Consider the following 18,729-nt stretch of genomic DNA (forward strand, 5'->3'; position numbering starts at 1 on the left):
CAAACCGGTTCCCACTTTGGAGGATCATGGTCGGTTCCTGGTCAATCTTGGCGTCGCCTCGACCAGCGCCTTGCCAATCGCCGATCGCGGGTCGGCGATGACGGCGCGGGCATCGCCGCTCTCGGCGATCCGGCCGGCGTCGAGGATGACGACTCGATGTGCCACGGCGCGGATGACGCCGAGATCATGCGAAATGAACAAATACGCGATCCGTTCCTGCCTTTGCAGGTCGAGCAGCAATTCCACGATCTGGCCACGCACCGAAACATCGAGCGCCGACACGGCCTCGTCGAGCACGATCAGCGACGGCCGCGTCGCGATGGCGCGGGCGATCGCCACGCGCTGGCGCTGGCCGCCGGAAATCTCATGGATGGCACGAGCCGCGAGGCCGGCATCGAGGCCGACGCGCTCCAGCAGTGCCGCGATATGGCGGGGGCGCTCCGCACGTGGGGCAATGCCATGGATGCGCAACGGATCGTCAAGCACGCGCGCCACGGTGGCGCGTGGATTGAAGGCTGCGAGCGGATCCTGGAACACCATCTGGATGCGAGCGCGGCGCGCGCGCAAAGCGGCGCCGGATAGCGCGAGGAAGTCCGCGCCTTCGAAGTCGACGCGGCCGGCATCGGGCTCGATCAGCCGCAAAACCAGCCTCGCGATCGTCGACTTGCCGCTGCCGGACGGGCCGGCGAGCGCCAGCGTTTCTGCACGGCCGATCTCGAATGACACGTCGTCGACCGCCGCGAAAGGCTTACCGCCACGGCGGTAGCGCTTGGCGAGACTGGAGACGGCCAGCACGGTCATGCCGAGGCGCCTTGCCGGTCAAGCAGCGGCTCGGCGTCGAGGCCGAGATGCGCATCGAGCAGGGCGCGCGTATAGGCATGGCGCGGCGTGTTGAGGATCTGATCGGTCTCGCCGAGTTCGACCAATTCGCCGTGGCGCAGCACTGCGATGCGATCGGCAAGCGTGGCGGCGAGCGCGATATCGTGGCTGATGAAAAGCAGCGTCATGCCGTCCTCGGCCACCAGCCGGCGGATCAGCGCGACGATCTCGGCCTGGACGATGGTGTCGAGCGCGCTGGTCGCCTCGTCGGCGATCAAGAGTTTGGGTCCAGCAGCGATTGCCGCAGCGATGGCCACGCGCTGCTTCTGGCCGCCGGACAGCTGGTGCGGGTAGGTGTGGAAGGCCGAGTCCGGGTGAGGGAGGCGGATGCGTTCGAGGAGGGTTTTGGCTTTCGTATATGAGTCTCGCCAGCTGAGCTTGAGATGCGTGCGGACGACTTCGGCGATCTGCTTGCCGACGGGCATCACGGGGTCGAGGCTTGAGGAGGGGTCCTGGAAGACGAAGCCGATGTCACGGCCGAGGAGGGGTCGAAATTGCAGAGGCTGGCGATCCTTCGCACCCCCCTCTGTCCTGCCGGACATCTCCCCCGCAAGGGGGGAGATCAGGCCGTCATCTCCACTTTCGCCAATCGCCAGCGTTGCAGGAAGAGAGCCGACAGCGGAACCGCCAATCTCCCCCCTTGCGGGGGAGATGGCCGGCAGGCCAGAGGGGGGTGTGACGGAATGAGACGATTGAAGTTGGTTTGCTGACCATTCGATCGTTCCACCCACAACGGCACCCCTCGCCAACAACCCCGCAACCGCCAGCGCCAACGTGCTCTTGCCCGAGCCGCTTTCGCCGATGATCGCCAGGCGCTCTCCGGCCTTCACATCCAGGCTGATGCCTTTCAGCGCCGGCACCTCGACGCCGTCATGCCGGTACCGCACCGTCAGATCGCGGATAGAAAGCAGCGTGGTCACGACAGGCTCCTGCGCACAGCGGTGCTCTCCACAACGCCTTCGCCGGCGAGGTAGACGCCAAGCACGGTCAGCACCAGCGCGATACCGGGAACGACCGACAGGAAAGGTGCGGTGCGCAGCACCGTACGCCCCTCGGCGATCATGCCGCCCCAGGTGACACGGTTGGGATCGCCAAGGCCAAGGAAGGACAGCGCGGCCTCGGTGAGGATCGCCGCCGCCACGATCACCGAGGATAGCGCCAGCACAGGCGGCAAGGCGTTGGGCAGCACTTCTCGGAACGCGATTTCCAACGGATGCATGCCGATGACACGCGCGCCGGCGACATAATCGCGCTCGCGGATCGACAGCACTTCCGCGCGAGCGACGCGCGCGGGTCCAGTCCAGGCACCGAGCGCGATCGCCGCGACGACCACACCAAGCGAAGGTCCGACGATGCTGACGAAGGCGAGCGCGAGCAGGAAGCTCGGTACGGTCTGGAAGGCATCGGTGACGCGCATGAGCATTTCGTCGATCAGGCCGCCGGCGAAGCCGGCCAAAGTGCCGACCACCGCGCCGATGAGGAGCGCCGCGGCGGCCGCCGCCAGCCCTACCGCCAGCGACGTGCGGGCGCCATGGAACAGCTCGGTCAGCACGTCGCGGCCGAGCCGGTCGGTGCCGAGCGGCAGCGACCAGTCCTGGAACGGCGGCAGCAGCGCCGGTCCGGCGATGGCTTGCGGGTCGCCGGGAAACAGCACCGGCGCCGCCAACGCGATCGCGGCCAGCAGGGCGAGGATAAGCGCGCCGGCGATTGCTTCCGGCGTGCGGAAGAAACGATGCAGGCGGTTCATGCGCTTGCCTCGCCGGCGCCGACGCGCGGATCGAGGACAGCGTAGGCGAGATCGACGAGAAGGTTGATGACGACGACCAGGACGGCGCTAACCAGGATGATGCCGAGCAGCAGCGGCGTGTCGCGCCCGGCGACGGCTTCCTGCGCCAGGCGGCCGAGGCCAGGCACGGCGAAAACGCTTTCGATGACGACGCTGCCGCCCAGTATCTGCGCCGATTGCAGGCCAAGCATGGTGACCAGCGGCAGGAGCGCATTGCGGGCAACATGGGCAAGCACGATGCGGCGGCGCGGCAGGCCCCTGGCGCGGGCGGCGAGGATAAAGTCTTGCCGCCAGGCCTCGGCCATGCCGGCACGCATCATGCGCAAATAAAGCGCCAGATAGATGAAGCCGAGCGCCGAGACCGGCAGCACGAGATGGATGGCGATGTCGGCGACGCGCGCCACTCCGGTTTTCCCGGAGGCGATGGTCTCGATGCCGCCGATCGGCAGCCAGCGCAGGTCGACGGCGAAGATGACGATGAGCACTAGGCCGAGCCAGAAGCCGGGCACGGCATAAAGCGCCAGCGAGCCGATGGAGAGGAAGCGGTCGCGGACGCTGCCGGGTCTGGCGCCGGCATAGATGCCGAGCGCCGAGCCGAGGCCGAAGGAGATCGCGGTGGCGCTGCCCATCAGGATCAGCGTGGTCGGCAGGCGCTCGAGGATGACGTCGCGGATCGGCCGCGAGAAGGTGACGGACTGGCCAAGGTCGAGATGCAGAAGCGCCCAGAGATAGTTGGCGAGGCGGGTGAGTTCCGACTGGTCGAGGCCCCAGCGGTGGCGCAGCAATTCGATCATGCCGGCATCGCCGCCGGTCGAGACGATGTAGGCGTCGACCGCGTCGCCGGGGGCGGCTTCGAGCAGCAGGAAGCTGCCGACGACGACGATGAGGAGCACGAAGACGCTGCCGACGACGCGGCGGCGCAGGAGGCGGAGGGCGCGGGTCATGGTGAAAAGACGCTGCTCGCAACCCTTGGCGGCCGCGCTCTACGGCGCCCCCCTCTGTCCTGCCGGACATCTCCCCCTCTAGGGGGGAGATCAGCCGTCACATCGACTTTCGCCAATTTCCGACGCCGCAGGAATGAGCGAGGCGCAAGAACTGCCAATCTCCCCCCAAGAGGGGGAGATGTCCGGCAGGACAGAGGGGGGCGCGAAGGAACTCTCATTCTCGAAGCTGAGCACCCCGACCGTCGATCCGCAAGTGCGGGATCAACCCGCCAAATAGGTGTCCGCCCAGTTCGATACTGCCCAGCGCGGGTTGTTGGCGATGTTGCCGACCGTCTCGCGGGCGACGGAGATGAAGCTCCATTCGGCGACGTTGATCAGCGGCAGGTCGGCCGCCACCTTCTTCTGGAACTCCTTGTAGAGCTCGGTGCGGGCCGCTGTATCCAGCGTCTCCGATGCTTTCGCGATCAGCGCGTCGAGCTCGGCGTTCTTGTAGCCGCCCTGGTTGGAGAAGGGCACGCCGTCGGGAATGCCGCTCTGCACCAGGATTGTGGTCGAGATCGCCGGGTCGCCGCGGAACACCGGCGGGCCGACGGCGAGGTCGAAGGCGTGGTCGGTGTAGACGGCCTTGATGTGCGCGGCGGAGTCGTTGTTGACGATCTCGGCGTCGATGCCGATCGCTGCGAGTGCCTGGCGCAGATAATCGCCGAACTGCTTCGTCTCGTTGAAGTAAGGCGCCGGCAGCAGCTTCAGCGCGAAGCGCTTGCCGTCGTCGGCGCGCTTGTAGCCGGCTTGGTCGAGCAGCGCATTGGCCTTGGCGACATCGAAAGGATAGGTCGGCACGTCGGCGGTGTAGAATTGCGGATCGTTCTTCGGCACCGGGCCGGTGGCGGTCGCGGCGTAGCCGAGGAAGATCGTCTTGACGACGAAATCCTTGTCGATGGCATGCGCGATCGCCTGCCGCACCTTGAGGTCGGCCAGCTCCTTGCGGCGGTGGTTGATCTCGACGACGAGCTGGTAGGTCAGCCCCTCATAGCCCTTGGTGATGACCTTCAGGCCTGGCACCTTGGAAATGCGGTCGAGGTCGGCGAGCGGCACGGCGGAGAAGGCGGCGAGCTGGATCTCTTCCGCCTCGAGCGCCGCTGCGGCGGACGTGCGATCGGGGAGCACCTGGTAGACGATCTCGTCGAGATAGGGCTCGTCCTTGCCCCAATAGGCGTCGTTCCGGGTCAGCCGGTAATATTGCCCGGCCTTGTATTCGGCGAATTTGAACGGACCGGTGCCGACCGGCGCGTTGTTGGCCGGGTTTTCCTCGATCTTGCCCACCTCATAGAGGTGCTTCGGCACGACGCTCGACAGCGCCGGCAGCGCATTGCGGATCAGCTGGAACGGCGTCGGCTTGGCGAATTTGAAGATCGCGGTGAGATCGTCCGGCGTGTCGACGGCCTCCAAGTCCTTGAACACGGTGCGGCCGAGATTTTGCAGCGGCTTCCAGATCTGCAGCGCCGAGAAGGCGACGTCGGCGGAAGTGAAGGGCTTGCCGTCATGCCATTTGACGCCGTCGCGCAATTTGAAGGTCACCGACAGGCCGTCGGCAGCGCCTTCCCAGGAAAGCGCCAGCCGCGACTGCAGCCCGTCCTTGCCGTCGAAGGCGGCTTCGGCCAGCGTCTCGACGATCTTGCTGGAGATGAAGAAGACGCCATTGGAGGCGACGATCGCCGGGTTGAGGTTGCGCGGCTCGGAATCCGCGGCGACGATCAGCCGGCCGCCCTTCTTGGGCGTCTGCGCAAGGCCGATGGTCGGAAGCGCGGTTGAGGCCAGCAGCAGCGCCGAGCCGGCCAATAGGCCGCGGCGTGAAATCGTCAATTCGGACATCGCTCAAACTCCCCTCTTCGCGCCGTGGCAGGCGCGGCAATCCGGTGATTATGGCCCTTGGCAAAGGTTTCGCCAGAGACGGATTTGGCGCATCATGGCTTGGCTTTGAAATTTCCGTCCGCTGGACCAGCCAGCCAAAAGAGGCTCTCATGCTCTTATCTGGTAGGACCAGATTACAGACAAGCGTGATCGGGATTTGGACGGAAACCGGCTTTGGCGGGAAAGTGATCAATTCTGGCTGGACCAGAGTGGCCAAAAAGATGCAGATTTGGCCAACAGCCATACATCATGACTTTCGGCGCTCCTGCGGCCGATGAAAACAAGGAGAGGAAGATGAACATCGCTCCGGGCAAAACCGAGGTCAGCAATGTCCCGTTCGATCAGGCGCGGGTGGATCGGCTGATGGAAGACGCCGGCATCGACGTGCTCTTCGCCACCTCCAAGCACAACACGCAATATCTGCTCGGCGGCTACAAGTTCATCTTCTTCGCGGCGATGGATGCGATCGGTCACAGCCGCTATTTGCCGATCGTCCTTTACGAGAAGGGCGAGCCGGAACATGCGGTCTATATCGGCAACAAGATGGAAGGCGGCGAACATCAGAATCATCCGTTCTGGACGCCGACCTTGCATGCCGCCTGCTGGGGCACGCTCGATGCCGCCAATCTGGCGGTGGAGCATCTCAAACAGATCGGCAAGCAAGCCGCCCGCATCGGCATCGAGCCGGCCTTCCTGCCGTCGGATGCCTACACGCTGATCCGCAAGGCGCTGCCGGATGCAAAGCTGATCGACGCGACCGACATGCTGGAGCGTATGCGCGCCATCAAGACCGAAGCGGAACTCGAACAACTGCGCATCGCTTCCGAGCTAATCACCGATTCCATGCTGGCGACGATTGGCTGGGCGCGCGAGGGCACGAGCAAGACCGACATCATCGAGCAGCTCAGGCGCGAGGAGACCAATCGGGGCGCGCATTTCGAATATTGCCTGCTGACGCTGGGTTCCAGCCACAACCGCGCCGCGTCCAGCCAGGCGTGGAAGAAGGGCGAAGTGATGTCGATCGATTCCGGCGGCAACTACCACGGCTATATCGGCGACCTCTGCCGCATGGGCGTGCTTGGCGAGCCGGATGCGGAATTGGAGGATCTTCTGGCTGAAGTTGAAGCCGTGCAGCAGGCGGCCTTTTCCAAGGTCAAGGCCGGCATACTGGGCGGCGACATGATCGCGCATGCCGAGAGCGTTCTGAAGGCATCCAAGGTCGCGGCCTATACGGATTTCTTCGCGCACGGCATGGGGCTGATCACGCATGAGGCGCCGTTCCTGATGACCAATCACCCGGTCGCCTATGAGGGTACCTATGCAGCCAAGCCGCTGGAAAAGAACATGGTGCTGTCGGTCGAGACGACCATGCTTCACCCGACACGCGGCTTCATCAAGCTGGAGGACACGGTGGCCGTCACTGACGCCGGCTATGTGATGTTCGGCGACCGCGGGCGTGGGTGGAACAGGGGCGGGATTTCTTAAGGAGAAGGTCGGCGCTGCCCTCATCCGCCCTTCGGGCACCTTCTCCCCGGTTGCGCTACGCTATGCACATATCTTCCGTAACTGGCGTGAGTGATCGACCTGAGGCTTGATTGCCAGGTGGTTCCCCCAATCCGTCGCTGCTTCGCAGCGCCACCTTTCCCCCCTCCGGAGGGAAAGGAAAGGAGCCTTGCTGGACGAGCGCTGACGGCAAAAAGCTTGGCGCCTTTCCTCTCCCCCGTCGATCGGGGGAGAGGTGGCTCGGCGAAGCCGAGACGGAGTGGGGGTCGACCAGCGCTGGAACGGGGAAAAGGAAACATCATCATTTGCCAGCCGGCAGCAGCCTGAAGTCCGGTAGCTCTCGCAGCGCGAGTTCCGGCCCAGCCGGCGAATAGACGACGAAGAGCTGCATCGGCTGGCCGCCGGTGTTGAGCGTCGAATGGAAGCGGCTTTCCGGCACATAGATGGTGCAGCCAGGGCCGACTTTCGCCACCACAGGATTGCCGCTCTCGTCCTCGACCATCTGCTCGCCATTGCCGGAGATGACGAAGATGATCTCTTCGGCGCCCGGATGGTTGTGGCGGGTGTGGCCTTTGCCCGGCGGCAAGTCGACGACGCCGCCGGAGAAGCGGGCTGCGCCATTCACTTCCGGCGCGACGGTCAGCGACAGCTTGCCCCAGTCGAAGCCGAAGGCGCTGACATCCTTCGGATAGACGAACACCTTGCTCCTGTCGGCCATTGCTTCATCCCTTCCTTTTCGTGATTGTCTTGAAATCCGCCGTCTGCCTGGCGATCGCCGCCTCGGCCGGCAGCCGTTCCATCGAGCTCGCGCCATAGAAGCCGTGCAGCCCCTCGCAGCGCTCGAGGATATAGCGGGCGTCGTCAGGCATCGAGATCGGCCCGCCATGGCAAAGCAGGATCACGTCCTTGCGCACCGAGCGCGCGGCATCGGCTATGGCGTCGATCTCCTTCACGCAGGCGTCGAGCGTTTTCGCCGAAGTGGCGCCGATCGAGCCGCCGGTGGTGACGCCCATATGGGCGACGACGATATCGGCGCCGGCTTTCGTCATGGCGCGCGCCTCGTCGGGGTTGAAGACGTAGGGCGTGGTGAGCAAGTCGAGCTTGCGCGCCTCGGCGATCATGTCGACCTCGAGCCCAAAACCCATGCCGGTCTCCTCGAAGCTCTGGCGCATGGTGCCGTCGAACAGGCCGACGGTCGGAAAATTCTGCACGCCGGAAAAGCCCATCGTCTTCAGCTCTGCCAGCAGCAGCGGCATGATGACAAAGGGGTCGGTGCCGTTGACGCCGGCCAGCACCGGCGTCTTCTTCACCACCGGCAGCACCTCATAGGCCATTTCCTTGACGATGTCGTTGGCGTTGCCGTAGGCGAGCAGGCCGGCGGCCGAGCCGCGCCCGGCCATGCGGTAGCGGCCGGAATTGTAAATGATGATCAGGTCGATGCCGCCGGCTTCCTCGGCCTTGGCCGACAGGCCGGTGCCGGCGCCGCCGCCGATGATCGGCACGCCGTCGGCGATCATGTTGCGGAATTTTTCCAGGATCGTTTTGCGCGGAATGGCAGCCATGCTTGTCTTGTCTCACTTCTTGGCGATGTCGAGGAAGGCCTCGGCCGCGGCCTTGGCGAAGGCGGGGTCGTTGATGTGCAGCGGCAGGCGCGTGACGGTGCGGTCCCTGGTCGGCTCGATCGTGCGCTCAATGGCGTCAAACAGCTCGGCGTCGGCTTCCGGATCGAAGAACGCGCCGCCTTCGACATCGAGCGCCGATACGCCCTTTTCCGGGAACAGGAAGCGGACCGGACCGTCGCATCGGGCGAGGCGGCCGCCGATCCATTCGCCGATCTTGCGGCATTCCTCGGCCGTGGTGCGCATCAGCGTGACATTGGGATTGTGCTCGTAGAAGAGCCGCCCATGATATTTTTCCGGAATGGTCGGCGGCGCCCAGAAGTTCACCATGTCGAGCGCGCCGACCGAGCCGACATAGGGCAATTTCGTGCGGGCAATCGCGCCGAAGCGATCCTCGGTCGCCGGCAGCACACCGCCGAACAGGAAATCGCACACCTCGGTCGTGGTGATGTCGAGGACGCCGGCAAGCAGGCCGCTGTCGGCGAGCTTCTCCATCGAGCGGCCGCCGGTGCCGGTGGCGTGGAAGACCATGCAGTCATAGCCGGGGCGCAAGCGCTCGACGATCGCCGTCACGCAAGGCGTGGTGACACCGAACATGGTGAGTCCCAGCGCCGGCTTGCCGGCGGCGGCCGAGGCGGGCTTCGCGGCCATGCCGGCGATCGCCTGGGCGGCATTGTGCAGCACAATGCGGGAGAGCCTGTTCAGTCCCGCCATGTCGGTGACCGACGGCATCATGATGATGTCGGAGATGTCGACGTAAGGCGCGGTATCGCCGGAGGCCAATGTCGAGACCATGATCTTCGGCAGGCCGAGCGGCAGCGCCCGCATGCCGGCGGTGACGATCGAGGTGCCGCCGCCGCCGCCGATGCCGATCACCCCGGCGATGTCGTCACGTGACTGGATGAAATTGGCGAAGGCCGCGCCCATGCCGGCAACGGCGGTGCCGCGATCGTCGATGCCGAGAACAGCGCCGGCTCCCTTGGGATGATGCGCGGCGACCTCGCTGGCAGGGATATCCACCGGGACGGTCGCGCCTCGCGTGCCGATATCGACACGGGCGACCGCGCCACCGGCCTTGGCGACGGCATCGGCCAGGAAGGCGAGTTCCTCGCCTTTGGTGTCGGCGGTGCCGATCACATAGATGCGCTTCATCCGCGGTTCCCCGTCCGGCATGGCCGGCTTTGCCGCCGGCCTTTTTTGCCCCACCCTCAAGCTCCTAGGCTAAAGCCTCGTCGCTGGTGGGGACCCGTTATTGACCGGCATTGCGCCATTGCAAATTTTTGAGACGCGCGTATCGTATTGATATGGATGTCTCACGTCAACAAGCCGCCTCCATCGATGACGCCGCACAGGCGCCGGCCGCCGAGAAGGGGCCGCGCGCCCGCACAAAGCGGCTGATGCTGGAAACGGCGACGAGGCTGATGCAATCAGGCATGACCCCTTCGGTCAGCGAGGTCGCGGAGGCGGCAGAGGTGTCGCGCGCCACCGCCTACCGGTATTTCCCGAGCCAGGCGGCGCTGGTGCAGGCCGTGGTCGATGAAGGGCTCGGCCCTATCCTTACCTGGAAGTCGACGTCCGACGATGCCGAGCGGCGCGTGGCAGATCTGTTCGCGACCGCGATGCCGCGCATCGAAGCCTTCGAGGCGACCTTCAAAGCGGCGCTGAAACTGTCCCTCGACCAATGGGCGCGGCGCCAGGCGGGCACGCTCGGGTCCGAGCCGGCCTTCATTCGCGGTCATCGCGTCGACCTGTTGAAGGATGCGATCGCGCCGCTCAAGGGACGCCTGAAGCCGCGCCAGCTCACGCGCCTTGCCCAGGCGCTGTCGCTGATGTTCGGCGTCGAGGTGGTCACGGTGCTGAAGGACATCTGGGGACTGAACAGCGCCGAGATGATGTCGGTCGCGCAGTGGGCGGCAGGCGCGCTGGTGCGCGCCGCAATGGCGGAATCGGAGGCGAAATCGGCAGGAATGGCTGCGGCGCCTGGGGCGACGATCGGATAAATCTGGTTCGACCAGATTGTGGGGACGATTTTGAATGTTAAATGGGGTGAGCTGGCCCTCACAAGGGATCGGCGTATCAAGGAGTAGGAAAAACAAGGGAAAACAGGCAGATGCCATAATGGTGGGCTCGTTCGTCTGCGCCTAGCCTCCCAAGAAAGCGCTTGACGTCAAGCGGGAATTGGTAATACCAGATTTAGGACCGATAAAGCGGATCAAAGTGAAGGCTGCGATCCATTTCCGACAGGGTGGAAGGCCTGGACCGGAGAGGTGCCATCACAGGAGGAACTACCAAGGCCGGCTTCGCCGCCGGCTCGCATGAGACGGTAGAATGCGCACAAGGGAGGAAAACTATGCGCAAGATTATGACCAGCGTGATTGCTGGTATTGGGCTGGCGCTTGCCTGCGGGACATCCGTCCGCGCGCAGGATAAAGAACTCACCATCTTCTGGGCGGAATGGGACCCGGCGAACTATCTGCAGGAACTCGTCAACGACTACACGGCCGAAACCGGCGTGAAGGTCACCGTTCAGACGACGCCGTGGCCCGACTTCCAGACCAAGGCCTTCACCGAGTTCAACGCGCATGGCGATGCCTACGACATGGTCGTCGGCGACTCGCAATGGCTGGGCGCCGGTTCGACGCAAGGCCACTATGTCGACCTGACCGACTTCTTCAACCAGCACAAGCTTGGCGACGTGATGGCGCCCGCGACCATCAAGTATTACGCCGAGTATCCGGGCGGTTCCGGCAAATACTGGGCGATCCCGCTGGAAGGCGACGCGATCGGCTGGTCCTATCGCAAGGACTGGTTCGAGGACCCGAAGGAGAAGGAAGCCTTCAAGGCCAAATACGGCTACGACCTCGCGGTGCCGACGACCTATGCGCAGCTGCGCGACATCGCCGAGTTCTTCCACCGTCCGGACCAGAAGCGGTACGGCGTGGCCATCTACACCGACAATTCCTATGACGCGATGGCGATGGGCGTCGAAAGCGCCATCTTCAGCTATGGCGGCGATCTCGGCGACTACGCGACCTACAAGGTCGACGGCATCACCAACTCCAAGGAAGCCGCCGCCGGCCTCGACATGTACAAGCAACTCTACAAGTTCACGCCTCCGGGCTGGGGCAAGACCTTCTTCGTGGAAGACAACCAGGCGATCACCGGCGGCCTGGCAGCGATGAGCATGAACTTCTTCGCCTTCTTCCCGCCGCTGGTGAACAAGGCCACCAACCCCTATGCCGACGTCACCGGCTTCTTCGCCAATCCGGCCGGCCCGGACGGCAAGCGCTTCGCCGCGCTCGGCGGCCAGGGCATCTCGGTCGTCTCGTATTCGAAGAACAAGGACGAGGCGATGAAGTTCCTCGAGTGGTTCATCAAGGACGAGACCCAGAAGAAGTGGGCCGAGCTCGGCGGCTACACCTGCAGCCAGGCCGTGCTGAAGTCCGAAGCCTTCCAGAACGCGACGCCCTACAACAAGGCGTTCTATGACACGATGTTCATGGTCAAGGACTTCTGGGCAACGCCTGAATACGCCGAAGTGCTCGATCAGCTGAATCAGAACATCTATCCGTTCGTGGTCGGCGGCAAGGGCACCGCCCAGGAGGCGCTCGACAAGACGGCCGCCGACTGGAAGGCGACCTTCACCAAATACAATCGTTACAAGTAAGTATCGCAGTCAGAATGCCGGAGGAGGTTTCCCCCTCCGGCATTCCTGTTTTCAGGAGACAAAGTTGGCTTCGGTAGCCCTTACCAATCTTGATCCAGCGTCCAGGGCCGCCGCTCGCGGCTGGTCCGATCTGACCATCCGCAACCTGTTCATCATCCCGACGCTGGTTTTTCTGATCGTCTTCAACATTTTCCCGCTGATCTATTCGCTCGGCTACTCCTTCACGAACTTCGCCGCGAACCGCAGCGAACCCTGGCAGTTCGTCGGCTTGCAGAACTATCGTGAGCTGCTGAGCGACGATCATATCTGGTCGAACTTCGTCATCACCGCCAAATACGTGATCGTTTCGGTGGCTGGGCAGATGATCGTCGGCTTCGGCCTTGCGCTTCTGCTCAACCGCAGCTTTCCGATGAAGGGCCTGATCACCACGCTGCTGCTCTTGCCGATGATGATGTCGGCGGCGGTCGTCGGCCTGTTCTGGCAATTGCTCTACAGCCCGTCCTGGGGACCGATCAACTATGTCTTCGGCCTTGGCGACTTCGCCTGGCTCTCCAATCCCGACAGCGCGCTCTACGCGGTCGCGATCACCGATATCTGGATGTGGTCGCCTTTCGTCATGCTGCTGTCGCTCGCAGGTCTCTCGGCGGTGCCGCAGCATCTCTATGAAGCGGCCGCGATCGACCGCGCCGGGTGGTGGTACACCTTTACTCGCATCACCTTGCCGCTGGTCTCGCCGATCCTTTTGATCGCGCTGATCTTCCGCACCATGGAAGCCTTCAAGACCTTCGACATCGCCTACACTATGACAACCCAGCCGACGGCCGAGCTGATCGCGATCCGGCTCTACAAGCAGGCCTTCCAGCAGTGGGATACCGGCAAGTCCTGCGCGCTGGCCTACATCGTGCTGATCATGGTGCTGGCGATCACCAACCTCTACGTGAAGTATCTCAACAAGGTGAAGGAGCGCTGACATGGCCGCTGTCCGCACTTCCTCCGAGGTCGCCTTCAATCGCATTGCCATCGCCGCGGTGCTGATCGCGACGCTGATCTTCCTGGCACCGATCTACTGGATCGCCTCGACGGCCTTCAAGCCGAAGGAGCTCGCCGTCAGCGTCCCGCCCACCGTGCTGTTCGAGCCGGAGGTAACGCCGTTCGTGCGGCTCTTCACCAAGCGCGTGCAGATGCAGAAGCCCGTCGATCCGCAAGTCTACGATGCCGCGCCCTGGTGGGAAAAACGCATCTATGACGGCGGCGAGCGGGTTCTCAAGGTCGGCAAGGACGTGCAGCTTTCGCAATATCCCGACCGGTTCATGAACAGCCTGATCGTGGCTGTGATCAGCACGGTGCTGGCTGTGGGCATGGGAACCTTCACCGCCTATGGCTTCTCACGCTTCAAGATCGCGGGCGAGGCGGACCTGCTCTTCTTCATCCTGTCGACCCGCATGCTGCCGCCGGTGGTGGTCGCAATCCCAATGTTCCTGATGTACCGGATGGTCGGCCTCAACGATTCGCATATCGGCCTGATCATCCTCTACGTCGCCTTCAACCTGTCCTTCTCGGTCTGGCTGATGAAGGGCTTCATGGACGAGATCCCGAAGGAGTATGAGGAAGCAGCACTCGTCGACGGCTACACGCGCATGCAGGCCTTCTTCAAGATCGTGCTGCCCGAGGCGGCGACGGGCATCGCGGCGACTGCCGTGTTCTGCTTCATCACTGCCTGGAACGAATACGCCTTTGCGCTGATCATGACCAACCGGCGCGCCCAGACGGCGCCGCCCTTCATCCCCTCGCAGATCGGCTCCGGCCTGCCGGACTGGACGACGATCGCGGCGGGTACCTTCCTGTTCCTGTTGCCGGTCGCAATCTTCACCTTCCTGCTGCGCAACCATCTGCTTCGCGGCGTGACGTTCGGAGCAATCCGCAAATGAGTTTTCGCTCCACCAACGAGAAGTACCTGCTGCCGGCCTCGCAAATCCTCATGGTGCTGGGCATCGTAGCGCTCTGCCAACCATGGAGCCTCGGCCTGCATTCATACGGTGTGACGATCATCCTGATCGGGCTGATCGGCTTCAACATCACGTCCAAGATCGCACCGGAGCAGAGCGAGGAAACCGGCGCCGCGACGCATGAGGGAGCCCGCCAGTGACGCAGATCGAACTTCGCGGCATCGAGAAATTCTTCGGTGCCGTCCAGGTCATCCATAATCTGAACCTGGCCATCGCCGACAACGAGTTCATCGTGCTGCTCGGCCAGTCGGGCTGCGGCAAGACCACAACGCTGCGCGCCGTGGCAGGGCTGGAGACGATCGACCAGGGCGACATCCTGATCGACGGCAAGCCGGTGCAGCACCTCAAGGCGGCGGACCGCGACATCGCCATGGTGTTCCAGTCCTTCTCGCTCTACCCGCATATGACGGTGTTCGAGAACGTCGCCTTTCCGCTGCGTGCAATGCGCATGAGCAGCGGCGAAGTCGACAAGTCCGTGCGCGAGGTCGCCCGGGTCCTGCGCATCACCGATCTGCTCGACAAGAGGCCGTCGGCGCTCTCGGGCGGCGACATGCAGCGCGTGGCCATCGGTCGTGCGCTGGTGCGGCGCCCGAAGGCGATGCTGATGGACGAGCCGATCGGCGCGCTCGACGCCAAGCTGCGCGAGGAGATGCGCGCCGAGATCAAGCGCCTGCACGTCAAGCAAGGGTCGACCACGATCTATGTCACGCACGACCAGATCGAGGCGATGAGCCTCGCCGACCGCATCGTCATCATGCATGAAGGCTTCATCCAGCAGGTCGGAACGCCGGATGAGGTCTATTCGCATCCGGCAAACCTGTTCGTGGCGCAGTTCGTCGGCAGCCCGGTGATGAACATCGCCGAGGTCAATGTCGCGGATCAGGCGGGCACCGCCTCCGTAACCGTCGGCGATGCGCCGGCTGGCTTCGAGTTCCCGCGCCAGCTCCTGTCCAAGCTCAACGGTCATGCAGCCAATGGCGGCCTGACGCTCGGCATCCGCCCGGAGGGCGTACTCGTGCGGCACGATGCGGCGCCCGGCTACATGCCAGTCGAGGCGAGCATCATCGAGCCGCTCGGGTCCTTCGACATTGTCGATCTCAGGCTCGGCTCCACGATGCTGCGCGCCCGCACCAAGGCGGGCTACGTCTCGGGCCCCGGTGAGAAAGTCCATGTCCGCATCGATCCCGAGCAGGCGCACTTTTTCGACACGGCAAGCGGCAAGTCGCTGGGAGTAAGGCTGTAATGGCCCATATCGAACTGAAGAACATCACCAAGAAATACGGCAGCCACACCGCGCTGACGGGTCTGAACCTCGACATAGCCGACGGCGAGTTCTTCGTGCTGCTTGGCGAGACCGGCGCCGGCAAGACGACGACGCTACGCCTGATCGCCGGACTGGATAAGCCGACCGAGGGGCAGGTTCTCATCGACGGCGTCGACGTCGCCGACTGGGGCGCGGCCGAGCGCGACGTCGCGCTGGTGCTGCAGCAATATTCGCTTTATCCGCGCTACACTGTGCGGCAGAACCTCGAATTTCCGCTGAAGCCGAAGATCCGCCGGCTGCCGGATGCCGAGATCAAGGACCGTGTCGCGCGCGCCGCCCGCACGCTCAGGATCGAACATCTGCTCGACCGCAAGACCGACCGGCTTTCCGGCGGCGAGATGCAGCGCGTCTCGATCGGCCGAGCGATCGTGCGCAAGCCGCGCGTGTTCCTGATGGACGAGCCGCTCTCGGCGCTCGACGCCAAGCTGCGCGAAGCGCTGCGCACGGAGCTGAAGAACCTTCAGATGCAACTCGGCGCCACGTTCCTGTTCGTCACGCACGACCAGATCGAGGCCATGTCGATGGGCGACAAGGTCGGCGTGCTCAACCATGGCCGCATCGTGCAGACGGGCACGCCGCATGAGATCTACAACAATCCGCGCGACACCTATGTCGCGAGCTTCGTGGGCTCGCCACCGATGAACCTCATCGACGGCAGGCTGGTCAACGACCGCGCGGTGATGGCGCCGGTGAATTTCGAACTGCCGCTCACAATTGGCGCCAAGAGCTTTGGCGGGGGCAGGACGAGCGGCGCGGCCGACGGTCGCCCGCTCGTCTTCGGCATCCGTCCGGAGGACGTCTATCTGGAGAGCGGGGCTCCGGTCGAGGCACGCGTGCACGATGTCGAGAACCATGGCGTGGAAAAGATCCTGACGCTCAGGGTCGGCGACACGATGCTGCGGGCCACGGTGCCGGCCAGGACCGACGTGGCTATCGAAGAGCCGGTGCGCTTTGCCTGGAACCCCGACAAGGTGGTGATGTTCGATAAAGGCAGCGGCGTGAGCCTGCGGCACGCCGGATAGAAGTCTTAGCCTGCTGACTTGCTCGCGGCGCTGTGGCCTTCCTGATGGGGCCCAAGCCGGCCGCCGAATAGGCCAGCCCGCTCGCCCTCGCGAGTATCGGCCCCGGCGGCTCTCAGGAGCGTCGGGCCGTTAATTGGCTTCAAGCCGAGCGGCCGTCGAACTCGAACACCTCGATTGCGGTGATATCAACATCGTCGAGGCAGTTGACGTTGATATAGGCGGACCGTTCGTTGCCCTGGCCGACGTCCTCGGCAAAGGGGTGCATGCCGCATGTGCGGCAGAAGCGGTGCGCGATTTGAGCCTTGCCGAAGGTGTAGCGGCCGAGGTCGTCGCCCCAGGCGACCAGATTGAGCTTCTCATGCGGCACGGCCCACAAAAGCGCGCCCTTGCGCCTGCAGATCGAGCAGTTGCAGCGCACCGCGCCGCCGATCTCCCCCTCGACCTCGAACGCCACCTTGCCGCAGTGGCAGCTGCCTTTGTACAGCATCAGCATCTTTCCATCGCTGGCAGGGTGCAAAGGCACACTTGCCGGGTTATCTCTTCGCCGGCCAACTAGGCCGCACGCTTAAAAGACGTTGCAATTTTGCAAGGCCCGACATCGAAAATGCAATCCATCCGCGACCGTCTTGAAATCATCCTGTCACGTCTTGCCAATCGGGCGGGGGATGAGAAGGTCTATACGAAGCTCTATGCCGAGGCCGCGCGGGCAGCCGCCGATGCGTCCGATGCCCGCCGCAAGGCCGGCGTCAGCCTTGGGCCGCTCGACGGGCGCATCGTTTCGATCAAGGATCTGTTCGACGTCGCCGGGGAGCCGACGACGGCCGGATCGCTGATCCGCGCCAGCGCCGAACCGGCGGCGCAGGACGCCGCGATCGTGCAAAGGCTGCGCCAGGCGGGCGCGGTCATCCTCGGCAAGACCAACATGACCGAGTTCGCCTTCACCGCGATCGGCGACAATCCGCATTACGGCACACCGGGCAACGCTGCCGATGCCGGCCTCATCCCGGGCGGCTCGTCATCTGGGGCCGGCGTCGCGATCGGCGAGGGCACGAGCGACATCTCCATCGGTTCGGACACCGGCGGTTCGGTGCGCATTCCGGCCTCGCTCAACGGCGTCGTCGGCTTCAAGCCGACGGCGGGGCGCGTGCCTTTGACGGGAGCCTTTCCGCTGTCGATGACGCTGGATTCGATCGGTCCGCTTGCCCGCAGCGTCGCCGATTGCGCGATTGCCGATGCGATCATGGCGGGAGAAGAGCCGGCGGCGCTTCAGCCGGTTTCGCTCGCCGGCCTGCGCATCGGCATTCCACGCGGCGTCTTGTTCGGCGAGACACAGGCGCAGGTCGCCGAAGCTTTCGAGGCCTGCATCGACAGGATCGGACGCGCCGGCGCCCGCGTCGCCGATTTGTCCATCGACGATCTTATCGCCGAGATGCGCGCGGCAACCAGGCGCGGCACGATCGCGTCCATGGAAGGCGCGGAGGTGCATGCCGATTGGCTGGCGAGCGGCGCCTCGGTGCCGGTCGATCCGCATGTCACCGGACCATTGACGCGCGCGTTGGCTGTTCCCGCTTCCGCCTATATCCGCACGATCCGCCGGCGCGCCGAGCTTGTGGCGGCCATGGCGGAACGGCTGGAGGCGGTCGATCTCCTGGCATTGCCGACCGTGCCGATGATCGCGCCCTCCATTGCCGCCATGGCTGGCGACGAAGAATTGCGCGATAAGACGGAAGGGCTGCTCTTGCGCAACACGCAGGTCGCCAACCAGTTCGACCTCTGCGCGATCTCGCTGCTGATGCCCGGCACGAACCTGCCGGCCGGATTGATGCTGGTGGGCAAGCACGGGCATGACAGTCATCTGCTGCGCATTGCCGCCGCGGTCGAGGCCTTGCTTGGCACATGAATTGGCTAATGTAGCGCTGGTCGACCCCCACTCCGTCTCGGCTTCGCCGAGCCACCTCTCCCCCGATCGACGGGGGAGAGGAAAGGCGCCATCCAGTAGCGCTCCCTTCCTTTCCCTCCGGAGGGGGGAAAGGTGGCGCTGCGGAGCAGCGACGGATTGGGGGAACCA

General features: G+C 64.2%; 18 protein-coding genes. 9 read left to right on the forward strand and 9 right to left on the reverse strand.

The genetic code is table 11. From position 1 onward, the window contains the following. Positions 1–24: 24 nt before the first annotated feature. The 5 genes from LB538_RS23030 to LB538_RS23050 all read right to left on the reverse strand — a co-directional run bounded on the left by LB538_RS23030 (position 25) and on the right by LB538_RS23050 (position 5,481). Positions 25–801: an ABC transporter ATP-binding protein gene (locus tag LB538_RS23030; RefSeq protein ID WP_224532092.1), complete on the reverse strand. Its 777-nt coding sequence runs from the start codon at positions 799–801 to the stop codon at positions 25–27. After that, positions 798–1,799, reverse strand: coding sequence for an ABC transporter ATP-binding protein (locus LB538_RS23035; protein WP_318012436.1), 1,002 nt, complete (start codon positions 1,797–1,799; stop codon positions 798–800). Before LB538_RS23035 ends, LB538_RS23030 begins: the two co-directional genes overlap by 4 nt. Continuing rightward, entirely contained in the window at positions 1,796–2,626 is an 831-nt protein-coding gene (locus LB538_RS23040; protein ID WP_224532091.1) for an ABC transporter permease, read from the reverse strand. Before LB538_RS23040 ends, LB538_RS23035 begins: the two co-directional genes overlap by 4 nt. Further along, on the reverse strand, positions 2,623–3,609 hold the full coding sequence (locus LB538_RS23045) for an ABC transporter permease (RefSeq protein ID WP_224532090.1): 987 nt from the start codon (positions 3,607–3,609) through the stop codon (positions 2,623–2,625). Before LB538_RS23045 ends, LB538_RS23040 begins: the two co-directional genes overlap by 4 nt. 261 nt (positions 3,610–3,870) lie before the next feature. Further along, positions 3,871–5,481 carry an ABC transporter substrate-binding protein gene (locus tag LB538_RS23050; RefSeq protein WP_224532089.1) on the reverse strand — a complete coding sequence of 537 codons (1,611 nt, stop codon included), beginning with the start codon at positions 5,479–5,481 and terminating at the stop codon, positions 3,871–3,873. A gap of 333 nt (positions 5,482–5,814) precedes the next feature. On the opposite strand from LB538_RS23050, the gene LB538_RS23055 reads away from it, so the two are divergent. Continuing rightward, positions 5,815–7,005 carry a M24 family metallopeptidase gene (locus tag LB538_RS23055; protein ID WP_224532088.1) on the forward strand — a complete coding sequence of 397 codons (1,191 nt, stop codon included), beginning with the start codon at positions 5,815–5,817 and terminating at the stop codon, positions 7,003–7,005. Positions 7,006–7,324: 319 nt separating this feature from the next. On the opposite strand, the gene LB538_RS23060 is transcribed toward LB538_RS23055, so the two are convergent. The 3 genes from LB538_RS23060 to LB538_RS23070 are packed head-to-tail and all read right to left on the reverse strand — an operon-like array spanning position 7,325 to position 9,794. Continuing rightward, positions 7,325–7,741 carry a cupin domain-containing protein gene (locus LB538_RS23060; RefSeq protein WP_224532087.1) on the reverse strand — a complete coding sequence of 139 codons (417 nt, stop codon included), beginning with the start codon at positions 7,739–7,741 and terminating at the stop codon, positions 7,325–7,327. Positions 7,742–7,745: 4 nt separating this feature from the next. Next, positions 7,746–8,585 carry a phosphoenolpyruvate hydrolase family protein gene (locus LB538_RS23065; protein WP_224532086.1) on the reverse strand — a complete coding sequence of 280 codons (840 nt, stop codon included), beginning with the start codon at positions 8,583–8,585 and terminating at the stop codon, positions 7,746–7,748. 12 nt (positions 8,586–8,597) lie between these two features. Beyond that, positions 8,598–9,794, reverse strand: coding sequence for a Tm-1-like ATP-binding domain-containing protein (locus LB538_RS23070; protein WP_224532085.1), 1,197 nt, complete (start codon positions 9,792–9,794; stop codon positions 8,598–8,600). Positions 9,795–9,946: 152 nt separating this feature from the next. Here LB538_RS23070 and LB538_RS23075 point away from each other — a divergent pair, with 152 nt between their 5' ends. From LB538_RS23075 to LB538_RS23105, 7 genes are all read left to right on the forward strand, one after another. Next, positions 9,947–10,642 carry a TetR/AcrR family transcriptional regulator gene (locus LB538_RS23075; RefSeq protein ID WP_224532084.1) on the forward strand — a complete coding sequence of 232 codons (696 nt, stop codon included), beginning with the start codon at positions 9,947–9,949 and terminating at the stop codon, positions 10,640–10,642. A 350-nt stretch (positions 10,643–10,992) separates the two neighbouring features. Further along, on the forward strand, positions 10,993–12,309 hold the full coding sequence (locus LB538_RS23080) for an ABC transporter substrate-binding protein (protein WP_095769194.1): 1,317 nt from the start codon (positions 10,993–10,995) through the stop codon (positions 12,307–12,309). A gap of 64 nt (positions 12,310–12,373) precedes the next feature. Further along, positions 12,374–13,279: a carbohydrate ABC transporter permease gene (locus LB538_RS23085; protein ID WP_095769195.1), complete on the forward strand. Its 906-nt coding sequence runs from the start codon at positions 12,374–12,376 to the stop codon at positions 13,277–13,279. Between the two features lies 1 nt (position 13,280). Further along, on the forward strand, positions 13,281–14,237 hold the full coding sequence (locus tag LB538_RS23090; RefSeq protein WP_095769196.1) for a carbohydrate ABC transporter permease: 957 nt from the start codon (positions 13,281–13,283) through the stop codon (positions 14,235–14,237). After that, positions 14,234–14,455 carry a hypothetical protein gene (locus LB538_RS23095; protein ID WP_095769197.1) on the forward strand — a complete coding sequence of 74 codons (222 nt, stop codon included), beginning with the start codon at positions 14,234–14,236 and terminating at the stop codon, positions 14,453–14,455. Before LB538_RS23090 ends, LB538_RS23095 begins: the two co-directional genes overlap by 4 nt. Next, entirely contained in the window at positions 14,452–15,558 is a 1,107-nt protein-coding gene (locus tag LB538_RS23100; protein WP_095769198.1) for an ABC transporter ATP-binding protein, read from the forward strand. The genes LB538_RS23095 and LB538_RS23100 overlap by 4 nt, the downstream gene beginning before the upstream one ends. After that, complete coding sequence (locus tag LB538_RS23105; RefSeq protein ID WP_095769199.1) at positions 15,558–16,661, forward strand: ABC transporter ATP-binding protein; 1,104 nt, start codon at positions 15,558–15,560, stop codon at positions 16,659–16,661. The genes LB538_RS23100 and LB538_RS23105 overlap by 1 nt, the downstream gene beginning before the upstream one ends. A 139-nt stretch (positions 16,662–16,800) precedes the next feature. On the opposite strand, the gene LB538_RS23110 is transcribed toward LB538_RS23105, so the two are convergent. Next, positions 16,801–17,148: a GFA family protein gene (locus tag LB538_RS23110; protein WP_224532083.1), complete on the reverse strand. Its 348-nt coding sequence runs from the start codon at positions 17,146–17,148 to the stop codon at positions 16,801–16,803. A 117-nt stretch (positions 17,149–17,265) separates the two neighbouring features. On the opposite strand from LB538_RS23110, the gene LB538_RS23115 reads away from it, so the two are divergent. Beyond that, positions 17,266–18,561, forward strand: a complete 1,296-nt coding sequence (locus LB538_RS23115) for an amidase (protein WP_224532082.1) — start codon at positions 17,266–17,268, stop codon at positions 18,559–18,561. The last annotated feature ends 168 nt before the right edge of the window (positions 18,562–18,729 follow it).

The organism is Mesorhizobium sp. Ca11, assembly GCF_020165275.1.
Taxonomy (GTDB): domain Bacteria; phylum Pseudomonadota; class Alphaproteobacteria; order Rhizobiales; family Rhizobiaceae; genus Mesorhizobium.